Genomic DNA, 1,371 nt, shown 5'->3' on the forward strand with positions numbered 1-1,371 from the left:
GGGACTGTACAAATAACGGCTGATCGACCGATCAAGGGAGAGACGCCAGATGATGACCGAGACCATCGTGGAACAGCCGGCCGTGGAGCCGTCGGGTGTGGTCACGGATGAGCAGTTGATCGCGATGCTGGTCGATCGGGCTCGTGGTGACGGGTTGAAGCTGACCGGTGAGGGTGGGCTGCTGCAGCAGCTCACGAAGCGGGTCCTCGAATCGGCGCTGGACGGTGAGATCACCGATCACGTCGGCTACGACAAGCACGATCCGGCGGGTCGGGGCAGTGGGAACACCCGTAACGGCAGCCGGACCAAGACGGTGCTCACCGACGTCGGGCCGGTCGAGGTCCGAGTCCCCCGCGACGCGGCGGGCACGTTCGAGCCGCAGATCGTGCGCAAACGGCAGCGGCGCCTGACCGGCGTCGACGACATGGTCCTGTCGCTGTCGGCCAAGGGCCTGACCCACGGCGAGATCGCCGCTCACCTGGCCGAGGTCTACGGCGCGCAGGTGTCCAAGCAGACCATCTCCACCATCACCGACAAGGTCATGGACGGCATGGCCGAGTGGCAGAACCGGCCCCTGGACAGGGTGTATCCGGTCGTGTTCATCGACGCCATCAACGTCAAGATCCGTGATGGGCAGGTCGCGAACCGGCCGATCTACCTGGCCATGGCGGTCACCGTCGATGGACACCGGGACATCCTCGGCATCTGGGCCGGTGACGGCGGTGAGGGTGCCAAGCACTGGCTGCATGTGCTCACCGAGTTGAAGAACCGCGGTGTCCAGGACGTGTTGATGCTGGTCTGTGACGGGCTCAAGGGCCTGCCCGAGGCTGTGGAGGCGGTGTGGCCCCGCACGATCGTCCAGACGTGCGTGGTGCACCTGCTGCGCAACTCGTTCCGCTACGCCGGCCGCCAGGACTGGGACAAGATCGCCAAAGCGCTGCGGCCGGTCTACACCGCACCCACCGAGGACGCCGCGACCGAACGCTTCCTGGAGTTCGCCGAGACCTGGGGCCGTAAGTATCCGGCGATCGTCAGGCTGTGGGAGAACGCCTGGGCCGAATTCGTGCCGTTCCTGGCCTTCGACGTCGAGATCCGCAAGGTCATCTGCTCCACCAACGCGATCGAGTCGGTCAACGCCCGTATCCGCAAGGCCGTCCGCGCCCGCGGCCACTTCCCAAACGAGCAAGCCGCCTTGAAGTGCGTCTACATGGCGTTGATGAGCCTCGACCCAACCGGCGCCGGCCGCCGGCGCTGGACCATGCGCTGGAAGGCACCCCTGAACGCCTTCCAGATCGCCTTCGAAGGCCGGCTCACCCCAGCCAACCACTGACCACCTCAACAACCATGATCAGCCGTTAACTTGACAGGCCC

At 65.7% G+C, this 1,371-nt stretch carries 1 protein-coding gene; it reads left to right on the top strand.

Annotation, left to right across the window (positions count from 1 at the left end; genetic code table 11):
• Nucleotides 1-52: 52 nt before the first annotated feature.
• Nucleotides 53-1,330, top strand: a complete 1,278-nt coding sequence (locus ACXN5W_RS30295; RefSeq protein ID WP_473161806.1) for an IS256 family transposase — start codon at nucleotides 53-55, stop codon at nucleotides 1,328-1,330.
• The last annotated feature ends 41 nt before the right edge of the window (nucleotides 1,331-1,371 follow it).

This window comes from Plantactinospora sp. A48 (genome assembly GCF_055793945.1).